A 7,409-nucleotide genomic window follows, 5' to 3' on the forward strand; every position below is an offset into this window, starting at 1 on the left:
CTTGCTCGCGAAGGGGGGCAGCAGGTTCGCCAGCAAGCTGGCTCCTACGAGGAACTGGCGCGGAATAGCGAAATTCATGGCGGGCTCCTCAGACTGCATTCTTGAGTTTCGGGTCCAGCGCATCGCGCAGGCCGTCGCCCATCAGGTTGATCGCCAGCACGCTGAGCAGGATGGTCAGGCCAGGCAGCGAAACCACCCACCAGGCGCGTTCGATGTAGTCGCGCGCGGAGGCCAGCATGGTGCCCCACTCAGGGGTAGGCGGCTGCACGCCAAGGCCGAGGAAGCCCAGGGCGGCGGCGTCGAGGATGGCCGAGGAGAAGCTCAGGGTGGCCTGGACGATCAGCGGCGCCATGCAGTTGGGCAGCACGGTGACGAACATCAGGCGCATCAGGCCGGCGCCGGCCAGGCGCGAGGCGGTGACGTAGTCGCGGTTCAGCTCACCCATCACCGAGGCGCGGGTCAGGCGCACGTAGGAGGGCAGGGAGACGATGGCGATGGCGATGACGGTGTTGATCAGGCCTGGGCCGAGGATGGCGACGATGGCCACGGCCAGCAGCAGGGACGGCAGGGCCAGCATGATGTCCATCAGACGCATGATCGACGGGCCCAGCAGGCGCGGGAAGAAACCCGCCACCAGGCCAAGGAGGATGCCGGGGATCAGCGACATCACCACCGACGTCAGGCCGATCAGCAGCGACAGACGGGCGCCGTGGATCAGTCGCGAGAGCACGTCGCGGCCAAGTTCGTCGGTGCCGAGCAGGAACTGCGCCTGGCCGCCCTCCAGCCAGACCGGGGGCGTCAGCAGGAAGTCGCGGAACTGCTCGCTCGGGTCATGGGGGGCGACCCAGGGAGCGAAGAGGGCGCAGAAGACGATCAGGATCATGAAGGCAAGGCCGCCGACGGCGCCCTTGTTGTGGGCGAAAGCCTTCCAGAACTCCTTGAGGGGAGACGGGTAGAGGACGCTCGGGTCGACCTGGGGTTGCATGGCGTTCACGTTCAGGTCTCCTTAACGCTGATGACGGATGCGGGGGTTCACCAGGCCGTAGAGGATGTCCACGACGAAGTTCACCACGATCACGAGGCAGGCGATCAGCAGGATGCCGTTCTGCACCACCGGATAGTCACGGGCGCCTATGGCTTCGATCAGCCATTTGCCGATGCCCGGCCAGGAGAAGATGGTTTCGGTCAGCACCGCACCGGCGAGCAGGGTGCCCACCTGCAGGCCGAATACGGTGAGCACCGGGATCAGCGCGTTGCGCAGGCCGTGGACGAAGACCACGCGGGCGGGCGACAGGCCTTTGGCGCGGGCGGTGCGCACGTAGTCTTCGCGCAGCACTTCGAGCATGGCCGAACGGGTCATGCGGGCGATCACCGCCAGCGGGATGGTGCCCAGCACGATGGCCGGCAGGATCAGGTGGCGCAGGGCGTCGACGAAGGCGCCTTCCTCTTCGGACAACAGCGTGTCGATGAGCATGAAGCCGGTTTTCGGCTCGATGTCGTAGAGCAGGTCGATACGCCCGGACACCGGCGTCCAGCCCAGCCCCACGGAGAAGAACATGATCAGCAGCAGGCCCCACCAGAAGATCGGCATGGAGTAGCCCGCGAGCGAGATGCCCATCACCCCGTGGTCGAATAACGAGCCTCGCTTCAGGGCGGCGATCACCCCCGCCAGCACCCCGAGGGTGCCGGAGAAGATCAGCGCGGCGATGGCCAGTTCCAGGGTGGCGGGGAACAGGGTGAGGAACTCGTGCCAGACACCTTCGCGGGTACGCAGCGATTCGCCCAGGTCGCCCTGTGCCAGCTTGCCGATGTAGTCCAGGTACTGTTCCGGCAGCGGTTTGTTGAGACCGAGGCGTTCCATGGCCTGGGCGTGCATTTCCGGGTCTACCCGACGCTCACCCATCATCACTTCCACCGGGTCACCGGGAATCAGGCGGATCAGGGCGAAGGTGAGCAAGGTGACGCCGAAGAAGGTGGGGATCAGAAGCCCCAGTCGGCGCGCGATGAAACTCAGCATTTGGGCGAATCACTCCTCATCTTTTGTTTTGCCGGTCAACACACTGACCGTTCCCAGCAGTTTAGGCCGCGTGGGTAAAGGCGCCGGCCCGAGGGGGTCGGTTGCCTTGCGTTTTTTGTGGCAGGTGAGATTGGCCTCGTCCGATCTAGGTGTCGGATTGAGGATGCGAAGAAGGCCGGTTGCCCGGCCTCGTTCACTCAGCGCCCGTTGGAGACGCCATAGAAGCTGTTACGTCCGAAGGGGCTGATCAGGAAGTCCTTCACGCTGGCGCGCATCGGCTGGTAGACCGTGGAGTGGGCGATCGGGGTGATCGGCACCTGCTGTTGCAGGACGTGCTGGGCCTGCTTGTACAGCTCGGTGCGTTTCTCGACGTCGGCGGTGGCCTTGGCGGCCTTCACCAGCTTGTCGTAGCTGGCATCGCACCATTTGGAGAAGTTGTTGCCGTCCACCGAGTCGCAGCCGTAGAGGGTGCCGAGCCAGTTGTCCGGGTCACCGTTGTCGCCGGTCCAGCCGATCAGCATGGCGTCGTGCTCGCCGGCATGGGCGCGCTTGATGTATTCGCCCCATTCGTAGCTGACGATGCGAGCCTTGATGCCCACCTTGGCCCAGTCGGCCTGGAGCATTTCGGCCATCAGTTTGGCGTTGGGGTTGTACGGACGCTGAACCGGCATGGCCCAGAGGGTGATCTCGGTGCCTTCGGCAACGCCGGCGGCTTTCAGCAGCTCCTTGGCCTTGTCCGGGTTGTAGCCGGCATCCTTGATGGTCTCGTCGTAGGACCACTGGGTCGGCGGCATGCCGTTCACGGCGAGTTGGCCGGCGCCCTGGTAGACGGCGTCGATGATGGCTTTCTTGTTCACCGCCATGTCCAGCGCCTGGCGCACTTCGAGTTTGTCGAAGGGGGCGCGGGTGACGTTGTACGCGATGTAGCCGAGGTTGAAGCCTGGCTCGCTCGGCACCTGCAGGTTCGGGTCCTTCTTCAGGGCCTCGATGTCGGCAGGACGCGGGTTGAGGGTGAGCTGGCACTCGCCGGCCTTGAGCTTCTGGGCACGTACCGAGGCATCGGTGTTGATGGCGAAGATCAGGTTGTCGATCTTCACGTCGTCCGGCTTCCAGTAGTCCTTGTTGCCGGTGAAGCGGATCTGCGCGTCCTTCTGGTAGCGCTTGAGCACGAAGGGACCGGTACCGATGGGCTTCTGGTTGATGTCGGCGGCCTTGCCGGCCTTGAGCAACTGGTCGGCGTACTCGGCGGACTGGATCGCGGCGAAGTTCATCGCCAGGTTCTGGATGAAGGCGGCGTCCACCTCGTTCAGGGTGAAGGCGACGGTCATGTCGTCGACCTTCTCCACCTTGGCGATGTTCTTGTCCAGGCCCATGTCGGTGAAGTAGGGGAATTCGGTCGGATACGCCTTACGGAACGGGTGGTTCTTGTCCAGCATGCGCTGGAAGGTGAACACCACGTCATCGGCGTTGAATTCGCGGGTCGGCTTGAAGTAGTCGGTGGTATGGAACTTCACGCCCGGGCGCAGGTGGAACACGTAGCGCTTGCCGTCTTCGCTGATGTCCCAGCTGCTGGCCAGGGTCGGTTCGACCTTGGTGCTGCCACGCTGGAACTGTGCAAGGCGGTTGAAGAGGGTTTCCGAGGCCGCATCGAAGTCGGTACCGGTGGTGTACTGGCCCGGGTCGAAGCCGGCGGGGCTGCCCTCGGAGCAGAAGACCAGGTTGCTGGCGGCGTGGGTGAAGCCGGAACCGAGGAGGAGACCAGCGGCAATCATGGACTTGAGCGCGGTTTTCTGACGCATGCGAACCTCGTTGTTGTTTTTTTGAGGGCGGCATATCAGGTGTTGAAGCCTGCGGTGTCTTGTACACCTGACCCTGCGACTTCGTGGGCCGCAGGTTGCCCGTCATTCGCGAGCCGGGTCCGTAGATCGGTGTTCCCGGGCGGGCGATGGCGGCGAAGGAAGAAGGAGTACTTGCGCCTCCGCCGGCCGAGGCCGAACTTAAGTGATGCTGAAATTAAGGTCAACTTAAATTCAGTGGCGCTTACTTCCGAAAACCGACCGGTCAGGGGGTGGCGTGGTCGTCGAAAAGACCCATGGTGGTAACGGTCAGCACCTCGGCCACTTCTTCGCCGGAATTGGCGAGAAAGTGCGCTTTGGCCGCGTCGAAATGCACCGAATCCCCCGGGCCCAGGGGATAGTTGCGGCCTTCGATGGTGTAGACGATCTGCCCGGACAACACGTAGGCGAACTCGGCGCCTTCATGGGAAATGAGCTCGGACTGGTAGCCCACTGGCATGCTCATCTTCACCGCGTTGATCAGGTTGCCGGGGAAGTTGCTGGACAGGCGCTCGTAGGCCAGCGGCTGGCCGCCGATGGTGTAGCGCACGCGCTGGCCCTGGTGGGAATCGGGCTGGTGCTGGCTGGGTTGGTCGAACAGGACGTTAAGGGGAATGCCCAGGGATTTGGCGATGTTCGCCAGGGAAGAGATCGACACGCCAGTGAGGTTGCGCTCCGCCTGGGACAGGAAACTGGCCGTGAGGCCCGATTCGGCGGCTACCTGGTTCAGGGTCTTGTTGGCGGCGCGGCGATAGCGGCGCAACCGTTCGCCGATCTGTTCTACGGTCATTGGTGTGGCTCTTGTTTTGAGGGCGCCAGTATAACGGGTGGCGCATTGTAGAAAAGGCTTGTCGCCTTATTGAAATTAAGTGGGACTGAAAATTAGCATTGACGGCTATTTAAGTGGAACTTAAATTCTGCGCACCGCAACACGACTCAGGAGAACAAGATGACAGTGGGAGTGGGTGGCAAGACTCCGGAACAGGCGCTCGCCGGCCTGTCGAACATGGTCGCAGGCATGGGCCCCATCGGCCTCGATGAGTACCAGGTGCGCATCGCCAAGGCCCAGGGCCTGATGCGTGACCAGGGCATCGCGGCCATCTACCTGAACGCCGGCAGCAACCTGCGCTACTTCACCGGGGTGAAGTGGAGCCCGAGCGAACGGATGGTTGGCGCCGTACTTCCGGCCAATGGCCCGCTCGCCTACATCGCCCCGGCCTTCGAGGAAGGCACGATTCGCGATTTTCGCGAGGTGGACGGGGTTATCCACACCTGGCAGGAACACGAGAGCCCCTACCGCCTGCTGCTGGACATGCTGACCGGCATGGGCATCGCTGCTGACGCCAGCATCGGCCTCTGCCCGTCCATGGCCTTCTTCATGTACGACGGCATCCGTCGCCTGGGCTCCGCCTTCGACTTCGTCGATGCCGCTTGCATTATCAACCCCTGCCGCTTCCACAAGTCCGCCACCGAACTGGCGCTGATGCAGCGCGCCAAGGATATGACCCTGGAAGTGCACAAGGCCGCTGCCAGCATCCTGCGCGAGGGCATCAGCACCACGGAAGTTGCCGAGTTCATCCAGCAGGCGCACCGCAAGGTGGGCGCGCCGGGTTCTACCTTCTGCATCGTGCTGTTCGGCGAGGCCAGCGCCTTCCCCCATGGGGTGAAGCATGCGCAGGTGCTCAAGGACGGTGACATGGTGTTGATCGACACCGGCTGCCAGGTTCACGGCTACCAGTCGGATATCACCCGCAGCTATGTGTTCGGCGTGCCGAGCGAGCGTCAGCGCGCGCTCTGGAACCTGGAGAAGGCCGCTCAGCAGGCCGCCTTCGATGCTGCTCGTCCTGGCGAACCCTGCGGCTCGGTGGACGCCGCCGCGCGCCGCTGCCTGGAAGCCGGCGGCCTCGGGCCTGACTACCAACTGCCAGGCCTTCCGCACCGCACCGGCCACGGTATCGGCATGGACATCCACGAAGGGCCCTACCTGGTACGTGGCGACGAGACGCCGCTGGCCGAGGGCATGTGCTTCTCCAACGAGCCGATGATCTGCGTGCCGGGTGAGTTCGGCATTCGCCTGGAGGACCACTTCTACATGACCGCCACCGGGCCGCGCTGGTTTACCCAGCCGAGCCATTCCATCGACGATCCGTTTGGGTTGGAGGCCTGAGGGCAGGTCTTCGACTTGCTTTCGCGACTGAAGTCGCTCCTACAGGACTGCGCTGGGACTCGCCTCTGTGCGGACAGCTCCCTCTCCCTCTGGGAGAGGGTTGGGGTGGGTACAGACCGGATAGATCCTTTACAGGTTGGACCGGACACATCCTTTACAGGTAATTCGCATGGCAGGAGGTAGCTGCCATGCCCTGGAAAAGAGTGTCGCCCATGGACCAACGTATCGAGCTGATCCACGCCTGGAGCAGCGGTGACTACAGCAAGAGCGAGCTGGCGCGCAGCTATGGCATCAGCCGGCCGACGCTCGACAAGTGGCTGCAGCGCTATGCGGAACACGGTGAGGCTGGCCTTCTGGAGCAGTCCCGGCGACCGCTCAGCAGCCCGCAACAGACCGCGACGGCGCTGATTGAGCGGTTGATCGAAGAGAAGCTGCGGCATCTGGATTGGGGGCCGAAGAAGCTGCTGGTGCGTCTGCGCAAGCAGGATCCGGAATTGCCCTGGCCAGCCCCTAGCACAGCGGGAGAATGGTTGAAACGGGCAGGGTTGGTGCAGTCGCGCCGACGTCCGCGGAGCACCCCGGCGTCCGTCACGCCCTTGCGCGCCGGCCTGCAGCCTAACCACGTCTGGTGTGCTGATTTCAAGGGGCAGTTTCGGACCGGGGATGGTCGCTGGTGCTATCCCTTGACCCTGACCGATCAGGCCAGCCGGTATCTGCTGTGCTGCCGGGGCTTGCCGCGTCCCGGCGGCGGGCTGAGTCGACCCTGGTTCGAGTGGGCCTTCCGCGAATACGGCCTGCCGGAGGCTATCCGCACGGACAACGGCAGCCCGTTCGCCTCGGTGGGCGTGGGCGGTCTCTCGCGCTTGGCGGTGTGGTGGATTCACCTGGGTATTCACCCGGAGCGCATCGCGCCGGGCCGTCCCGATCAGAATGGCCGACACGAGCGGATGCACCGCAGCCTGAAAGCGGCCGTCCTGAAGCCCCCCGCTCCCAATCTGGCCCAGCAGCAGATGGCGTTTGAACGGTTCCGCCAGGAGTTCAACACCATACGGCCGCATGAAGGACTCGGGATGGCGGTCCCGGCCGAGCGCTATGGGCCCTCGCCGCGCCCCTATCCGGCCCGTCTACCGGCGATCGAGTACCCGACAGGGCTGCAACTCCGGCGGGTGCACAGCAACGGTTGCATCAAGTGGCAAGGGCGCTCGGTGTTTCTGTCCGAGGCCCTGATCGACGAGTGGGTCGCGCTACGCGAAGTCGAGACGGATGTGTGGGAGCTGCGCTTCGGCCAGTATCCCTTAGGCCGGCTTGGACCTGGCTCCTCCCAGGTCCAACGCCTATCGGTGTAAAGGATGTCCCCGGTTCAATATGTAAAGGATGTCTGGCTCTACAG

The 7,409-nt window shown here is 63.8% G+C and carries 6 protein-coding genes; 2 read left to right on the plus strand and 4 right to left on the minus strand.

Annotated elements, in window-relative coordinates:
- Positions 1-88: 88 nt before the first annotated feature.
- The 4 genes from E8E91_RS25600 to E8E91_RS25615 form a co-directional block, all read right to left on the minus strand.
- A complete protein-coding gene (locus E8E91_RS25600; protein ID WP_280379743.1) occupies positions 89-994 on the minus strand; it encodes an ABC transporter permease subunit in 906 nt (301 codons plus the stop codon).
- 12 nt (positions 995-1,006) lie between these two features.
- On the minus strand, positions 1,007-2,017 hold the full coding sequence (locus E8E91_RS25605; protein ID WP_190827084.1) for an ABC transporter permease subunit: 1,011 nt from the start codon (positions 2,015-2,017) through the stop codon (positions 1,007-1,009).
- A gap of 197 nt (positions 2,018-2,214) precedes the next feature.
- A complete protein-coding gene (locus E8E91_RS25610; protein ID WP_280379745.1) occupies positions 2,215-3,816 on the minus strand; it encodes an ABC transporter substrate-binding protein in 1,602 nt (533 codons plus the stop codon).
- A gap of 262 nt (positions 3,817-4,078) precedes the next feature.
- Positions 4,079-4,642: a cupin domain-containing protein gene (locus E8E91_RS25615; RefSeq protein WP_280367068.1), complete on the minus strand. Its 564-nt coding sequence runs from the start codon at positions 4,640-4,642 to the stop codon at positions 4,079-4,081.
- 159 nt (positions 4,643-4,801) lie between these two features.
- Here E8E91_RS25615 and E8E91_RS25620 point away from each other — a divergent pair, with 159 nt between their 5' ends.
- Complete coding sequence (locus E8E91_RS25620) at positions 4,802-6,019, plus strand: Xaa-Pro peptidase family protein (RefSeq protein WP_280379747.1); 1,218 nt, start codon at positions 4,802-4,804, stop codon at positions 6,017-6,019.
- A 212-nt stretch (positions 6,020-6,231) separates the two neighbouring features.
- Complete coding sequence (locus tag E8E91_RS25625) at positions 6,232-7,365, plus strand: IS481 family transposase (RefSeq protein ID WP_280375419.1); 1,134 nt, start codon at positions 6,232-6,234, stop codon at positions 7,363-7,365.
- Positions 7,366-7,409: the final 44 nt, after the last annotated feature.

Source organism: Pseudomonas sp. BN515 (assembly GCF_029873155.1).
Classification (GTDB): Bacteria; Pseudomonadota; Gammaproteobacteria; order Pseudomonadales; family Pseudomonadaceae; genus Metapseudomonas.